At 71.7% G+C, this 16,618-nt stretch carries 1 pseudogene; it reads right to left on the bottom strand.

Annotated elements, in window-relative coordinates:
• Positions 1–16,346 (bottom strand): annotated as a pseudogene (locus B0F77_RS43990) (hypothetical protein); the annotation flags it as partial.
• Positions 16,347–16,618: the final 272 nt, after the last annotated feature.

The raw sequence follows: 16,618 nt of genomic DNA, 5'->3' as shown, positions 1-16,618 counted from the left end.
GGGCTGTCGATCGTCTGGTTGCGCATGTCCCCGTACGGGAACTTGTTGCCTTCCCACACCAACGGCACCAACGCGACTGGCTCGGTACGCGACCGCACCACCGGTGCCGCCTGATCCAGCGACCGGGCGAGATCAGCCTCACCGCCCGCCTTCGCGTTGACACCGAAGACGAATGCCACCTTGCCCTCGACGTCCCGCGCACCGGCCAGCATGCCGTCCAGCACGGCGGGCAGGTCCTTCAGCGCGCCGTGACCGAGGATCGCCGTGACCACGAAGGAAACCGGCTTCCGCTCGTCGACTCCGGCGGCGATCAAATCGAGGTAGTCGTCCTTGGACGGCAACCGCACCGGCCCCGGCGCCAACTCGTCGAACGCCGCGTTGTGCACAACCCGCGCCTCATCCAGAGACGCCACCGACACTTCCGGACCATGCAGGACGACGTCGTCGAACCGCGGCCGCTTGGCCGACTGGTCGTCGCCCGGCACGGGCGAGTCCTCGCGTGGCCGCTTGCCCGGCGTGTCCGAGGTGCCGGACGGACCCGCGCCGTCACCAGGTCGCGGGGCGGGCCGCGTTTCTCCGCGCGGTGAGTGGAAGAACTCGCCTTCCATCCGGGGAGTCGTTCCGTCCGGCTCGGGCAGGGTGCGCCAGTCACCGTCGTCGTGCAGGACGGTGCCGTCTTCCCCGTGCTCGGCGAAGGTCTGCAGTTCCAGTTCCGTGGTCGGCGCGTGGACGTGTCCGTCGAAGCCGAACTCGTCGGCCAGCGTCCGCTGGAACGCTTCGGCCGTCGCGCCGTGCCCGGCACCGGACACGAGCAGGGTCACCGAGTCGGCGTGCTCGTCGGTGACAGCGCGCTGGAACGTCTCCAGGTTGCCGACGAGCCGGGCGAAGTCGTCGCCCTCGACGTACCGGTGCGACCCGTCCGCGGTGACCAGGAAGCGACCGTCGCTGCCGGCCGTGTCGACGAAGAACGTCCGGTCCGTCCACGGCGACGGCCTGGACGGCGCGTCCTCGAAGTGCTGTGCGCCTTGGACGTCGGCGTTCTCCCGGGGGGTGCGCTGGGTGACGTCCCGGCCGGCACCCTCGGCCCACTCCTGGGCCAGGCGCGGCTCGGGGTGGAACGACACGCCGACGACGCGGCCGTCCACCTCCAGCGGAACGGCGTCGACCGTGTTGGGCAAGAACCAGCCGTGCGTCCCGGTGACCGGGTCGAAGCCCCGCATCGGCTCCAGCGGGCCTTCGGGGAACGAACGCCATTCGCCGCCGCCGTGCCGCATCGACTCGGTCGGTGCGGTGACCGGCTGCAGGTGGCCGTGCACGCCGGCGAGCGCGGCCTGGAAGTCGCCCGCGAGGCCGGTACCGGCGCCGGAGGTGAACATGGTGAACCCGGTGACGTTCTCGGCCCGTGCCGGATCCGCCATCACGTCGGTGAACGTCCGGGTGGTCGCCACCAGGTGCGCGAAGTCCTCACCTTCGAGCCACAGCCGGCTGCCGTCGTGCAGACGCACCTGCACCGCGTCCGGCGCCGCGTCGGCGGCGATGACGAACGAGTCGTCCGACCGCGGGACGTCGGGGTGCTGCGGTCCGTTCTCCTCGATCCACTCGGCCAGGCCCCGGTGCCCGGACTCGTCGTGGAAGGACACGCCGACCTGGCGATCGCCGTGGTGCAGTGGCGCCGACCGCACGTCGTCCGGGTGCACCAACCTCCGCGCACCAGCACTGTCGACTCCGGACACCACTGGCCCGGCGGGACTGTGCAGGGTCCAGCCACCGTCGGCGTTGAGCGCCGAATGGTCGCCGCTGCCCACGAGATCGACGTCGCCCTTCGGCGCGAACGTGGGCGCCGTGGTGCCGAACTCCCGTTGCACCGCGGCGGTGAAGTCGCCGACGTGGTCCGTGTGCGATCGCGGCGTGCCGTTGGTTCCCGACGTGAGCAGCGCCAACGCCTCGGGCCGTTCGTGCGCCATCGCGTCGCGGAACACCTGCGTGTTGGCCGCCACCCGGCCGAGCGTGCTGCCGTCGACGGCCAGAGGACCGTCCGGCGTGTACACCACGAAACGACCATCGCCCGCGGGTTCCGCGTCGATGAAGAGCGTGCGATCCGGCAACGGTGCACCGTCGGCGACGTGCGCGCCGGAGTCCGCCCAGGTGGCGGCGTCGTAACGCTCCGGGCTTGGCGCGCGGAACGACACGCCGATCGTGCGCCCGTCGCGGACCAGCGGGACCGCCTCGACCCCGTCGGCGTCGAAAGCGCGGCGCCCGCCCTCCAGATCCTGGCCCAGCACCTGCGCGGCCCCGGACGACATGATCCGCCACTTGCCGCCGTCGGTGATGTAGGTGCCCCAGGTGCCGCTGCGCGGGTCGGACGTCGAGCCCATCGGCTTGGTCGCCGCGACCACGGGCTGCCGCCGGCCGAACTGTCCCAGGGCGTGCTGGAGGTCGTGCGCGGCACCACCGGGCGCGTCGATGCTGCCGACGTTGCAGACGAGCAGCGCCAGCGCCTCGGACTGGTTGCGGTCGACCGCCTTGTGGAACGGGCGGAGGTCGTTGAGCAGGTGCCCGAAGTCGTCACCGGAGACGTGCAGCCACCGGCCGTCCTTCAGGTCGACGCCGAACGCGTTCGGGTAGCCGTGGGTGCTGATGTAGAAGCTGTTCTCGGGCCACGGCGCGCGCGTCGTGCGTGTCCGCCCCTCCCTGGCGGCCCGCGAACTCTGCTCGGGCGTCTTCACGCCTTCGGGCAGGAGAATCGTCGTCCCGCGGTGGGTCAGCGTGCTGAAGTGGCCGTCACCCTCGGCCTGGAGGTCCTCGGAGAAGGACAGCCCGACCGTGCTGCCGTCCTTGGACTTGATCTGGCGGAACTTCACGTCCGAGCTGGTGAAGGAGAAGTGCTGGCCGGTCTCCGGGTCGATGCCCCGGAGCGTGACGCCTTGCACGACCTTGCTCCGGTCGAAGCCGAGCAGGCGGCGGACCTGCTGCGCCATCTTCCGCAGCGGTGACGGCTCCGGCCGGGCCGAAGTCCTTTCCGGACTCTGCGCCGATTCGGCGTCGTGGCTGCTGCCCGCCTCGGCGGCGGTGCTGTCGGCGTGCTCGGTGCCGGTGTGCTCGGTGCCGTCGGTGTGCTCGGTGCCGGTGTTCTCGGTGCCGTCGGTGTGCTCGGCACTGTCCGCGTGCTGAGTGCTGTCGGTGTGCCCAGTGCCGGCACGTTCCTCGCCCCACGCCCGCCCGTCGAACTCCCCCATGACGTCGGCCAGCGTGGCGGGCCGCTGTCCGGTCGGCCCGTTCGAGCTCGACCCCTCGCCCCGCATCTCCGCGTCGTGCTCCGCCAACGCGGCGTGCTCGTCGCCTTCGTCAATCCGCTGCATGCGGTGCACCGGACGATCCCACGTCGCCGGCGGCCGAACCGGAGGCGTCGGCTGAGCCGGAGGCGTCGGCTGCGACTCGTGCCGCGGCGACGTGTCACCCGACTCGTGCTGCGGCGACGTGTCACCCGACCCGCGCGGCGACGAGCCGGCCGACGAGCTGTTCGTGGGGCTGAACACCGTCCAGCCCGTGTCCGGACGCAACACCTCGGCGTTGGGATCGACGCGGTTCGGCACGGTGTTGTGCAGCGGCGCGATCACCGCCTGGTCGTGGCCGAACTGCTCCGAGAGCACGGACTGAAAGTCCTCCGCGGGACTGTTGCCACGGCGCGTCGCACCGGTGCCGGGGGCCCGCAGCACGATCGTCGAGACGGGGCGGGAGCCGATGGCCCGCTGGAACGGCTCGGCTTCGGCGACGAGGCGGGCCATGGTGGCGCCGTCGACGACGCGGCGGGAGCCGTCGGCCAGCCTGACCTCGAAGCCGCCGCGCCGGGCGTTCGCGTCCACGTGGAAGGCGTCCGGGGAGGCGCCTTCCGGCAGGCGCCTGGGCTCGGAGCGGAACGAGATGCCGACCGTGCGACCGTCGTGCAGGACCGGCTGGGTGCGCACCTCGGCGGGGTCGAAGTGGTGCGTCCGGCCCAGGCGGTCCCGGCCCGACACGGTGGCTGGGAGGTCCCAGGTGGTCCAGCCGGTGGTGGAGTGCGACTCGCGGCGGCCGGACGGGAACTCGCCCAGCGCGGTGTTGACGTCGGGCGTCCTGCCGGAGGTGGGGCTGGGGGCGTCCGGGGCGTGCAGACCGAGGGCTTCGAGGCCGCGGCGGTCGACTTCGAGCAGGATCGGCTCGTCGGGTTCGGTGCGCACCGTCTCCGACCACTCGGCCGGTGCGCGCTTGCCGCTGTAGGTGGGCTTGATCTGCCACACCGGCTTGGCGCGCACCAGGTACCGCTCGCCGGCGTCGCCGGTCGTGGCGGGAACGTCGTGGCTGCTGGTGACGGTGCTGACGTCCTCGATGCTCCAGGGCAGCACCGGGGTGGAGGTCTCGGCGATCGGCAGCGTCGGGCGGGGCCGGGCGTGCTCGATCGGCACGGAGCTCACGGCGCCGGCGACCGCCACGCTGAGCTGTCCGGTGCGCGCGGTGGTGGCGGTCAGACTGCTGCCTTCGCTGTGCTCCCGGCTCAGCGGCTTGTCCAGCACGCGCACGAGCTCGCGGTCGACGAGGTCGGCACCGACGCGCACGTGCGAGACGGGGTCGCTGCCGAGGCGCACGACGTGGCCCGTCGGCGAGAGCAGATCGGCCATCTGGGCCCGCAGCGGCGCGGTGCCGGTCTCGGCGACCAGCTGCTGCATCGTCCTCGGGTGCAGCATCGGCCGGCCGCCGAGGCCGGTCGCGAGTTCGTGCAACGCGTCGCGCAGGCGTGGTGAGGTGAACGGGCGGACGTGCACCGGCACGTCGGCCGGCAGGCCGATCGGCTGGTTCTGCGCACGCTGCTGCTCGTGCAGCGAACCCTCCGCCCGGCTGAGCGGCCGCGGCGGTTCGGTGTCGGCGCGCACGACGTCCTCGACCGGCACGGTCGAGCGGGCCGCTCCGGGCAGGACGAACTCGGTGTTCCAGCTCTCCCGCACCGCCCTCGGTCCCGGCGTCGGCAGCCACAGGGGCAGGTGCTTGCTGAAGAAGCCCCGCTGCGCGTACGGGTGGACCTCCATCGTCACGTGCAGGTCGTGCACGAACTGGGCGGCGTCGCTGGTGTGCTCGGCCTGCACGGCGTCCGTGCGGGTGGTGGAGAGCTCGGTGGTGTCCTCACGGCGCCAGGTGCCGGTCACCGGGCTCACGGTCAAACCGACCGCGGGCCTGCCCTTCGTCGAGTAGCCGACGAAGGTCCGGACGCCGCCGTCGAACCGGGTGCCCCTGCCCGCCGAGGCGGAGATGCCCTGCGAGGTCTCCACCCGGTCGGTGGTGGACGACTCGGTGATCACGCGCTGGTAGCGGCCCTCGCCCAGCGTGGCTCGCAGCACGATCAGCTGCTCGGCCCGGCCGAACGCCAGGTCGCCCTCGACGAAGACGGCGCGACCACCGGTGAGCATGTCGTCCAGCACGGAGTTGGCGAGGGCGCCGGCCAGCGTCGGCCCCAGCACGTCCTGCACGAGTCGCTCGTTGATCGGCTCGAACGGGTGGCGCGTCGTCTGGGTGAAGGGACCGCCCAGCGTGGCCGCGGCGCCTTCCACGATGCGGGTAGCGCGCATGCCGCCGTTCTGCCGGGTCCAGTGGCGCAACCGGTCCTCGATCTGCCGCACCAGTTCGGTGCCGGCGGCGGACCGGTACAGCTCGACCTTGCCGGTGCCGGTACCGACGTCGCTCGGCGCGCGCAACGGCTGTTCGTCGAGCTCCTCGGCGCGGGTGGACGTCTCCGGCGTCTCGGCGGTGTCGTGGTCGGCGGGGTCGTGCTCGGCGGGGTCGGCCGGCGTTTCCTCCTGCCGGTTGGCCCGGTAGTGCTCGGCGTCAGCCGGGTCGAGCTTCGCCAGGTCGGCCTCGGACAGGGCACCGACGCGGTGGATCTCGCTCGCGGGCACCCAGATCCGGACGCCGTCGGGCACGTGGATCCACTTCGACTGCTCGTGCGCGGAACCCTGGTGCCACATGCCGGTGAGGTCGCCCCAGTTGTGCCGCACCGAAGCCCGAACCTGGTGAGTGGTGTCGTACTTGACCAGATAGCCGCGCTCGGTGTGCTGTTCCTTGGACTCGACCGGGGTGGTGCGCGTCTGGGCCGCACCCTCCGAGCGCTGGACGCCGCCGCCCACCACGACGGAGCCGCTGAAGCCGATCTTCTTGCTGATCGGGGTCGCGACGGAGCCGCCGATCCGCGCCTGGTAGCCGTGCCTGGCCTCGGACCTGACCTCGCCACTCGTGCCCAGCCGCCGGCCGGAGCGGAAGACGTGGGCGTCGTCGACGGCCACGACGTGCGGCGCGCCGAGCGTGGTGGAGAGGTCCACCCTCGCGTCGTGTTCCCGGCCACCGGCCAGCCCACCGTTGTTGTGGCTGCGCAGGTGGAGCGTGTCCTGGAAGAGTGCCGCGCGATCGAACCCGGCTGCCCGGGCGAGCGGGCTGGTGAACTGCTCCAGGGCGCCGAGCGCGACATTGCGTTCGTCGGGCTCACCGATCCTGCGGTCGAGGGCGTGCCTGCGCTGGTGCTCGTCGAACCGCGGCGGTGCCGAGCCGACGAACGGACGGGCCAGCCAGTCCAGCAGGCCGGGTCCCTCCGGACGGCCGACCATCGCGGACACGGTCTGCGTCAGACCGGGTACGGGCCTGATCGACTCCAGTTCGAAGCCGGCGGGCAGTTCGCCCAGCGGACCGCGGTCGGTGCCGGAACCGGTGGTGTCGAGGGCGGGGTCGCTGTCGAGCCACACCGGGTCCTCGGCGTGCGACGGCACCGCGTCGGGTTCCAGCACCGTGCCGCCGCGTTGTGGCGTGTCGATGTCGACGACGCCCTCGATGTGGTTCACCAGCAGCACCGGCGGCGGGCCCTCCGGCCAGTGCAGCCGCTCGCCCGGCTCCGACCAGCGACCGCCGACGTGCACCTCGAACTTCGCGGGGTAGGTGTAGCGGTGCACCGGCTCCGCGTTCACCAGCGAGCGCTCGGACTGCACCTGCTGCTCGGTCGTCCGGGTGTCGGTGACGCTCTGGTCCCTCGTGAGCGACAGGCTCCCGGACGGGAAGACCGGCTGCTTGGGCGCGTTCGGGTCGACCTGGCCCGGTTTGAGGTTCGCCATCGGCTTGTGCGGCGTGCCGTAGGCGTTCCCGGACAGGCCGACGGTCGACTCGCTGCCCTTCGTGACCGTGGTCGTGTGGGTGTGGCCGAGCTCGACCTTGCCCTCGAAGGTCCGCGACGGCACCGGGCCGACGTGCTGTCCGTCCGCGCGCACCAGCGAGCCGCGCACGAAGACGTCGGGTGCTCCCTTGACCCACGCGCTGAGCGGGAACCGCACGCCGTCACCACCGTTGGCGACCTCCCTGGCGTGCTCGCGCAGGAAGTCGCGGAACCGGTCGGCCAGCCTGGGCAGGTCCTCGCCGCTGATCTCGCCGCGGCCCCACAGCTTGTGCAGCGTCGTGCCGGCGACATCGTCGAGCGTGGAGTCGTCGAGGCGGTACCGCGCATCGACGCGATCGGGCACGTCCTGCCGTTCCACCGCCGCGGGCGTGCTCGTGTCCGGGCGCACAGGTTCCTGGGGACCCGCCCACACCGTCGCCGAACCGTCCACCCGGACGACGACCTCGGGTTCGTAGTGCCGCACCTTCGCCGGATCGACGAGCTTCGTGTCCGGGGCGCCCTGGCGGTCGGCGGCGATGCCGCCGTCAGCCGGCGCGTCGGTCCTGCGCGCGCCGTCGCCGATGCGGACCACGTAGGTGACCTCGGTCCGGTGCTTGTCCAACTGTCCCGAGTAGACGGTGCTCAGCTCGGCCGCGTGCCGGTGGGTCGTGCTCGTTCCGGTCGTGGTGTTGACGAAGCGGCTCAGGGTGAAGCCGCCGAAACCACCGTCGGCGCTGACGATGTCGCCGATGCTGATCTCCGTGCCCGCGCCGCGACGGCGTTTGTTCGTCTGCCCGTCGGTGATCTCCGACGAGGTCGACTCGGTGCGGGTGAGCTTCGCCTCGACCGTGCTCCTGCTGATCTCGCCATGGGTGGCGATGCCGACCACGACGTCGACGGGCTTCTTGCCGTTGAAGGCGAAGCGCTCGTGGACGGCCCCACCGCTGAAGAGCTCGTCCGCCCGCGCGGGCAGCGTCTGCAACCACGCGCGGAAGTCGCGCGCGGCCGGGTCGTTGAGGCGCAGTTCGAGCGCGTCGGAGACCTTGCGGTAAACCGTGCCGAGCCCGCTGAGCTCGACGTGCTCGAACGTGTCCGGCCGCAACCGCGCCGGCGCGTCCGCGACCTCGGGGTGCTGCGGCCAGGTGAGTTCCATCCGCACGTCGTGCGTGTCGGTCCTGGTGACCGTGCTGCTCCACGGGAAGCGTCCCGGCTTGCGCACCGTGACCCGGTAGGCGACGTCGTGCTGGGCGGTCGTGACCGGACGGTCGGCCTCCTCCAGGTCGGCCGTGCGGGTGTGCTCGGTGCCGGTGGTCAGCGTCGCGTCCCGGGTGTTGACCAGGTCGCCGACGCTCGCCGAGAAGATCACCCAGGGCGCCGGCACCCGGATCGACCGCGGGTCGAGGCCGCTCTGCTTGCGCGCGGTGGTGACGTCCGTGCGCGTGGACTGGCGGAACTGCTCGTGCACCACGGTCGACGTGGCGTGCCTCGGCTCGATCGGCGAGTGGACCGAGACCACCTCGACGGTGATCTGGGGTCCCTTGTGGCGTCCGCCGAAGTCGACGGTCAGCCCGCCGTCGAGAATCCGGTTGAACTGCTCCTTGAGGTTGACGTCGGAGAACGCCGTCCCGACCATCCGGCGCAGCACGCTGCCCGGCTTGCCCGCCTTCTTCCCGAGCAGCCCGACGATCTTGTCGCGCAACTCGGCGCCGTCGACGTCGCCTTCCACCTTGACGCCGTCGGCCTTGGCCCTGCGCGCCCGCTCGGCCGGATCGGTGAACCCGTCACCGGAGCGCTGCGACTCCGGCGAGGACCCGCCGGACTCGCTCTCGCTGTCGATCTCGTGCGTGTTGCTGGTGCCAGGGTCGTCCAGCTGCCTCGGAATGGTCACGTCCGGCTCGATGCGCTCCGGACCGGACAGGTTCTCGACGTGGCGAACGTGCTGGACGGGCATTGTGAGCGCGTCCGGGCCGCGGTTGCCCAGCAGGTGGCGGAACGGCTCCACCTGGGCCACCATCCGGGCCGCGGTCTCGCCGTCGATGTGCACGAACGACTTGGGGCCGTGCAGGTGGTCCAGCACCGTGACCGGCAACGGCCCGGAGACCAGCGTGTGCCAGACGGAGCCTCGGGGCAGCCCGGCGGACGGGAACACGTCCGACACCGCGCGCACGTCGCCGGCCCACCGCAACTGCACGTAACCCTCGAGTTGCGTCTTGCCCGCGACCGGCCCGCCGTCCCTGGTGAAGACGGTGACCTCGACGGCGTGGCCGTTGGGTGCCAGCACCGAGAACACGCTGCCGTCGGCGGGCAGGCTCACGTGCGCCGTGGCGGCCGGGACGATCCGCAGATCGTGGTGCGGCGCAACGATCTCGTGCGACGAGCTCGGTGTCGTGACGAGCGGCTGCGCCTCCAGCTTCACGATCGGCAGGTCGGCGCCCAGCCGCTCGTTCAGTGCACGCTGGAAGTCGTGTGCGGCCGTGCCGTCCGCGAGCGAGCCCGGCACCACCACGGCGGTGAGATCGCCATGAGCCACCAGTGGCCGGAAGGGCTCGATCCGCTCAGTCACACCGGCGAACCGGTTCTCCGTCGGAGTGACGTCGGCGTTGGTGTCCGCGTTGTGGACCACACCGTGCTCGGGGGTCGCATGCGGTGTGGCCGGGCCACCGGCGTGGAACGACGCACCCACCGTGTGCGCGCCGGACGTGTGCGGCTGGGACACCACGTTCGGACGCTGGAACGGCGTGGCGCCGGTGCCGTCCGCGTTCCTCAACGTGGTGAAGTCGATGCCGAGCAGACGCCTGATCGGCAGCGATCCCGACGACCGCCGGTCGGTCCGCGGTTCCCGGTCGGGCCTGCCGCCCGACGGCGGGTCCTGCGGCCCGGGCCCCGACGCGGTCGTCGCCGGGTCCTCAGTGGACTGTCGCTCGGGAAACTCGTGCCACCGGCCGCCGTCCGCGACCGAGTACTCCACCTTGCCGGTGCTCTCGGTGAGCCGCGAGTAGACGTCGCGGTTCGGCGCGAACACGCGCGGCGGCTGGAACGACTCGGACAGCGCCTGGTGGAAGTCGCGCGCGGTGCCGGACGGACCGTCGACGGTGACGGGGTCGCACACCACCATGACGAGCGCTTCGGTCTGCGAGCGGTTGAGGGCCTTGTGGAACGTCTTCAGGTCGTTCACCAACCGGCCGAACGTCCGGCCGTCGACGTTGACCTCAGTGCCGTCGCGCAACGCGACACGGGCGCGGTTCTCGCCTCCGTGCGCGAAGACGTGCAGCGAGTTCCTCGGCCACGGCGCGGGCACGCTCTCGAACTCGCCGGCCGCGCGGGCCTGGCTGATGCCCTCCCCGTCCCGCACCCCCGCGGGGAACAGCTGGGTCGTCTCGGACGGGTCGTGCCGCTGCAACCAGGAACGCACATCGGCCTTGTCCTGGCCGCGGTAGAAGATGAGGCCGACATCGCGGCCGTTGCGCGACACCCGCGTGGCCTTCACGTCGGCCGCGTGGAACGTCCTGCGCGCGCCGTCGGCCAGGCCCTCGCCGTGCAGTTCGACGTTCTCGCGCGTCGCGGTCCGCAGGCCCAGTCGTTCCTGGACCCAGTGCGTGGCCCGTTCGGTCCGCGACGGGCGGCTGCTCGTCTCCGGGGCCCGCTCGGTTTCCGGTTGCCGCTGCAGGAAAGCCGCGAGGCCGGACCGGCGCGGGGTCGGCCGGACGCCCTCGTCAGCCGGTCGGGTGGGCTCCTGCGTCGTCTCCGCCGTGTTGCCGGCGTTGTCCGCCTCGTTGAGGGTGTGGAGCTCGTCGCCTTCGGGGATGGTGTTCAGTCGGGTGGGGTCCGCCGTGGTCGTCGTGGTCGACGGGTCCACTGGCCGCTCGACCACCGGAGCGGTCGGATCGTCAAGACCGAGGCGCCGCAGGCCTTCCCGGTTCGTCTCGATCAGGACCGGCCGGTCCGCCTCGGTCCGCACCGGCGCACTCCACTCCTGCGGTGCACGCGAGCTGCGGTAGCCGGGGGTGATCTCCCAGGCAGGCGTCAGCCGCACCAGGTACCGGCGGTTCTCCACGCTCGCCGGACCGTCCGGAGTGGACTCGGCGGACGGGTCGTCCTTCGGCTTCGCCGGCGTCGACTCCTTCGTCGTGGACGACTCACCCGTGCTGGTGGTCTCCCACTCCCGCTTGAGCCCGACGTCGTGGATCATCTCGCTGGGCCGCTGGGCGGCGCCCTTGAGCTGTGGCTCGTTGGTGGCCGACGACGAGGTGCCCTTGAGCTCGGTCTTGGCCGACTGCTTGCGCGACCCGGTCCCCGTCTCGGTCACGTCCAGGGTGGCCGGCTTGTCCAGCACCTCGACCAGCTCGCGCTTGACGACGTCGACCGAGATCTTCACGTTCTTGACGCCACCGCTGGAGAACTTCACCTCGTGGCCGGTGGGCGACATCAGGTCGTTCAGGTGCGCGCGCAGCATCGGTGACGTCGTCGCCGCCTGCAGTTCGTGGATCGCGCGCGGCGACATCATCGGGCGGCCGTTGCCGCCGCTCGCCAGTTCGCGGATCGCGTCGTTCAGCTTCGGGGCGTCGAACGGGCGGATCACGGCGTCGTCGGACAGACCGGCCGGCCTGCCTTCCTGCTCCGGCAGGTCCCGCAACGATCCGTCGGCCTGCGTCAGCGGCGGGCGCGGGTCGTGGCCCGTCAGCGGAACGGCCTCGTCGATCGGCACGGTCGACCGGACCGCGCCCTTCAACTCGAAGGTGCCGTCGAAGTGCTCGGCGAGCCGGCGTGAGCCGGGGAGCAGCATCCGGTAGGCGCCGGACCGCGCGTACGAGTAGACCTCCATCTTGACCTTGAGGTCGTGCAGGAACTCGACGCTGTCGGACTCCTTGGCGTACTTGACCTTCTCGCCGCGTTCCTGGGTCAGCTCGATCTCGCCCCTGCGCGTGTGGGCGAGCGCGCCGCCCTGGCTCAGGCCCCAGCCGATCTGGCCCACCCTGCTCTGGCCCGCGGTGAAGCCCAGCCCGCCTTCCACGACCCAGCCGCGGTTGGACTTCGTGCCGGACTTGTCGCCCGACCTCAGGTCGAGCTCGACGTTCTCCTTCGCCACGGTCCGGTGGTAGGCACCGTCGCCCAGTTCGGCCGTGAGCACCACCAGCTGCTCGATCTTGCCGATGGGGCGGTGGCCGGGCAGGAAGATCGGCAGGCCGTTGCCGAGCATCTCGCGCAGCGCCGCGTTGAAGTCCGCCCCGACCAGCTTCGGACCGAGCACGTCGGACACCAGCCGGTCGTTGATGGGCTCGAACTCGACCTGCCGCCTGCTCTGCCCGCCGACCAGTTGCCGGGCCAGGTCGACCAGTCCCGCCGGGCGGAAGGCCTCTGGCTGCTTCGTCCAGTCCGCCAGGTGCGCCGCGATCTGGGTGAGCAGCTCCTTGCCGGACTCCGGCCGGTACACCTCGACCCGGCCGGTTCCCCTGCCGACGTCCGCGGGCGGGCGCAGGTCGTCGCGCTCGGGCAGCTCGTCGCCCGACGATTCCCCGCCACGGCTGACCGGCTCGTCACCGACGTCCTCCATCGGCTCCTTGCCGTGGCGCCTGCTCGGTCCCGCGCCCTCGGTGGTGCTTTCCCCGGCGGTTTCGGTGCCGTTTTCGGTGTCGCTGTGGACAGAGTGGTCGGAAGCTCCGCTGGAGGCGCCCTCGGCGGCACTGTCGGAAGCCGCCTGCCGCTCGTACCTGCGGGCGTCGGCCGGGTCGAGCTTGGCGAGGTCGCCGTCGAGCAGGTGCCCGATGCGGTGGATCTCGCTCGCGGGCACCCACACCGTCGCGGCGTCCGGCACGTGGACCCACTTGGTCTCCTCGCGGGTGGGCACCGGCCACTCGTGACCGAACCCGACGACGTCGTGCCAGACGTGCTGCGCCTTGGTGTGCACCTTGTGCGTGGCGTCGAAGCTGACCAGGTAGCCGCGCTCGGACCGGGTCGCGGTCTCGGACGCTCGGGCCGTGTCGCCGTGCGAGGTCTCCTTGCCCCACTGGAACCCGCCGCTGACGTTGGCGGTGACGGTCGGCGTGACCTTGTCCTTGCCCACCGGGAACGTGTTGCCGAAGTCGACCCGCGCCTTGACGGCGTGGCTGTCGCCCTTCGTCTGCGTGACCTCGGTGCCGTGGGTGTCGCCCGCCGAGAACCGGTGCGCGTCGTCGACGGTCAGGATCCTCGGGTTCGCGAGCTCCGTCGCGAGCTCGATCCGCGCGGTCCGCTCCCGGTTCGCCACCACGCCGGGCCGGTTGTGGCTCTTGACCACGACGAAGTCCGCGCCCCGCGCGGCACGTTCGAACCGCGCCACCCGCGCCGGCGAGCTCGTGAAGCTCTCCAGCGCGTCCCTGGCCGCGTTGCGTTCGTCGAGCTCGCCTTCCTGACGGCCCAACGGCCCCAGGCTGCTGTGCTCGTCGAAACGGGCAGGACGGCTGCCGGCCAGCGGCGACGTGACCAAGGTCAGCCAGCTCGCCTCCCGCGGCGCGTCGATCATCTTCGCGACCGTGCCGAGCATCTCCGGGATCGGCTTGAGCGAGTCGAGCTCGACGCGCGGCGGCAGGTAGGCACGCCGTTGCTCCTGCTGGGACTCCGGCGGCTCACCGTCGTGCCATGCGGGCGTGGTGTCGCTGGGACCGGTGACCGATTCGTCCAGCGGCACGGGTCGTTCGCTCGCCACCACCTCGATCTCGCTGCGGAACTGGTGAACGTCCTCGGCGTGCATCGGCTTGCCGGGATCGGCCCACCGGCCACCGAAACTGATCTCGAACTTCGCCGGGAACCGGACCCGGTGCAGCGGCCGGTCGCTCTCGGTCCGCACCTCGTGGCCGACCTGGTGCTTGATCTCCTTGGTTTCCTTGAACGTGCCCTCGTAGCCGACCCCGACGGTGCCGCTGCGCGAGTACTCGTTCTTCACCGACTTGAAGCCCGACGCGGTGACGCCACCGGACACCTCGGTGCTCTTGCCGACCTCGACGCTGTCGATCTGCTCGGCCCGGCGCTTGCCCGTTCCGGTCTCGCTCGGCACGACACCGACGTACTTCGGTTCCGAGAGGTCCGGGATGGCGCGCACGAAGACGTCGGGCGCCTTCCCGTGCCAGGACTCCAGCGGGAACCGCACGCCGTCGCCACCGCGGACCAGGTCGTGGGCGTGGTCTTCGAGGAAACGCCGGAAGCGCTGCTCGACCTCGGCCAGGTCGCTCGCCCGCACCAGGCCTTCGCCCTCGAGCCGGTGCAGCACCGAGCCGACCAGGTGGGAGAGCGTCTCCTCGGGCAGCCGGTGGTCGGCGTCCACCCGGTCCAGCACCCGTGCCGCGTCGATGCCGGGCGGCATGGCCGGTGCCTCGTGTGCGGGGCGCGTGGCCGGGTCCGGCCCGCTGACCGTCGACGGCGTGCCGGAGGTCGACGGGTCGTGCGACGTGGACGGCGTGGCGGTGTCGGCGGCCTCGGGCGGCTTGCTCCACACCGTCGCCTTGCCGTCCACCTTGAGCACGACGTCGGGCTCGTAGTGACGAACCTTCGCGGGATCGACCGGCTTGGCGGACTTGACCTTCGCCCGTTCCGCCTCCGTGGCCCCCTCGTCGTGGAAGTTGTCCGGCTTGGACATCTCGTGCTGGTCGGCGATGGCCGGCCTGCCGTCGCGACTCCCGCCCGTGGGCGCCGCCACCTCGTGCTGACCGTCGCCGACCCGCACGACGAACTCGAACTCCACGTCCTGCTTGCTGACCGGGCCGGTGTACTTGGCGGAGAACTCGTCGTGGACCTTCTGCGTCACCCGCGTCTCGGTCTTGGTGCTGCGGAAGAAGCCGACGTTGGGACCGATGCCGCCGCCGGGGTTGACGCCCTTCTTGAAGGTGCCGAACTGCAGGCCGACCCCACCACCACGGCGCCGGGTGATCGACTCACCGGTGCTGGTCTCGGCACTGGCCTCGCGCGACCGCGTGATGGTGCCGGGGGTCTCCGCGGCCGGATGCGTGACCTTCGGCTCGCTGACCGAGACGATGATCTCCGTCCGGCCGCTGCGGCCGGGCAACCTGAACGACGAGCGCTGCGGCTTGCCGCTGAGCAGTTCCGGCGCCGTCGCGGGCAGCGTGTGCAGCCAGTCGCGCAGCCGCCGGGCACCTTCCGAACTGGGCGGGAACCCGCCGAGCTGATCCTCCACCGCGTGGTAGACGTCGCCGAGCCCGGCGAAGTCCGCGTGCACGACGTCCTGCGGCCGCTCCAGCTTGGTGGTGTGGACGTCCGCCGAGGTCGACGAGCGCGGCGCCTCCGGCCACAGCAACGTGACCGGCACCGACACGTTGTCCATCTTCTTGACCGGCTTCAACGGCAGGAAGCTCGGCGTGCGCGGCTTGCGCGCGGTGATCGTGAACTGAACGTCGTGCAGCGACTTCTCGCCGGGCACGTCGGTCTGCTCGACCTTCGTCTCACCCTTGGACACGGTCTTCGACGTCAGGTCGGACCCACGCACGTTGAACAAACCGCCGACCCGGACGGTGAGCGCCGCGATCTTGAACGGGATCCGGAAGTTCCGCTCTCCCGTGGAAACCAGCAACCGGGCGTTGCTCAGGCTCGTCTTCATCGGGTCGCGCGAGTGGGACCCGGTGATGCCGGTGGTGGTCCGCGTAGGACTGCTGGGCGGCGAACCGAGCGAGGTAATGTCGAGGCGAATCTGCGGAGCGCTGCGCCGCCGCGACCCGAGGTCGACGATGAGACCGCCGTCGAGGGCGCGGTGGAAGTGCTCCTTCAGGTTGTCGTCGGAGAACTGCTGCTCCACCAACGCCTTCAGCGCACGGTCGCCCCGATTGTCCTTGAGGTTGAGCAGCCCGAGAATGGCCTCGCGCACCGCCTTGCCGTCGATGTCGCCGTCCACCTTGGGCCGCTCGACACGAGCACGCTCGACCCTCTCGGTGGGCGTGGCAGGCCGCGGCCGTTCCGAGGAGTTCTGCCGCTGGCTCGGCACCGGCGGCGTCGGGGGCTGCTCCGGCTCCGGCCTGATCTCGTCGACCAGATGCGGCTGCTCCTCGGGCAAGGGCAGGTCGGTGCGCCGGATGTGCGGAGGCGGCTGCGCCCCGGGATCCAACGGCCCAGGCACCGGCGCGGTCGGGTCGCCGGTGTGCCGGTCGTCGTGGCGCGACGGGGACGAAACCGGGCTGGTCGGCCTGGACTCGGTGGTCGGCATCGGCCTGGGTTCGCCGCTGGGCGTGGTTTGGGTCCGGCCGCGATCAGCGGCGGGAGGCTGCTCGGCTTGCGGGCCGGTTTCGGTGGCGGGGCGGGTGGTGGGCCTTCCGCCACCGTGCGAGGCCGCGACGTGCTGATCGGCACCGCTGGTCGTCGTCGGCCGACCGCCCGAGGTGGTTGGGCGCTCCGGCGTGGACGTGGTGCTCGGCGACGTGGTCGACGTGGTGCTCGGCGACGTGGTCGACGTGGTGCTCGGCGACGTGGTCGACGTGG

The sequence above is a fragment of the Lentzea kentuckyensis genome, assembly GCF_002150765.1.
GTDB classification, from domain to species: domain Bacteria; phylum Actinomycetota; class Actinomycetes; order Mycobacteriales; family Pseudonocardiaceae; genus Lentzea; species Lentzea kentuckyensis.
This window is presented reverse-complemented; position numbering and strand designations above follow the sequence as displayed.